At 36.7% G+C, this 861-nt stretch carries 1 pseudogene; it reads left to right on the forward strand.

Annotated elements, in window-relative coordinates:
• The first annotated feature begins 102 nt into the window (after nucleotides 1-102).
• Nucleotides 103-536 (forward strand): annotated as a pseudogene (locus tag JT26_RS10310) (hypothetical protein).
• Nucleotides 537-861 lie beyond the last annotated feature (325 nt).

The raw sequence follows: 861 nt of genomic DNA on the forward strand, positions 1-861 counted from the left end.
ATTACCCATGAAAAAGAGAGTCGAGATATGGAAGCCCTTTCTGATAAGTTGAGCAAAATAGAACAATTCAACGGTATCACCATATAATGAGGAGAACGGACTATGAAAAGAGAAATCATAAGCATTGGAGAGAACGGGAAAGTCCATATTCCAACACCTCCCATTTGGATGTCGGCTTGTGAAATAGCTGATTTGTTCAGTGTATTCTCCGGCAAGGTAAATGGTCATATCAAGTCCATCTTCAAAGAGGGCTTACTCAGAGAAAATGAAGTGATGCAAACCTTATCTTTCAAGGGAGGAGCAGTGGATTTGTACAATATAGAGATGATAACGATGCTATCATTTCGCATTTCTTCTCCACAAGCCAAGAGTTNGTGGATTTGTACAATATAGAGATGATAACGATGCTATCATTTCGCATTTCTTCTCCACAAGCCAAGAGTTTCCGTAAATGGACAATCAGAAGACTGACCGAAAGGAAGAAATCTATTCCTCCCCTACTTGTGTGCTATAACAAAGACAGATGGTACAATTAAAACTAAATATAGCAAACCTATCACCTTCAGATAATACCAACTGCCATCTCATCCATTTTTTCAAATACTTGAAAAGAAGCATAAAAAAACATCACTCAAAAGATACTGAATAATCTTGCATTCGTTCAGTATCTTTTCTCATATTACTTAGTGTCTTTTTGTAACAATTCGAGTACATTTGAACTCTCATCTATAGTAATATCTTCCGTAAGTGAAATAACCCTCCAACTTCGGAAGAGATAACAAAGGAGGAAACATTATCGAATTATGGCAACAAAACTCACTCCAAAAGAAAATGCTGCGAATATGCAAAACCCAAACAAAG

The organism is Porphyromonas sp. COT-108 OH1349 (assembly GCF_000768755.1).
GTDB classification, from domain to species: domain Bacteria; phylum Bacteroidota; class Bacteroidia; order Bacteroidales; family Porphyromonadaceae; genus Porphyromonas_A; species Porphyromonas_A canoris.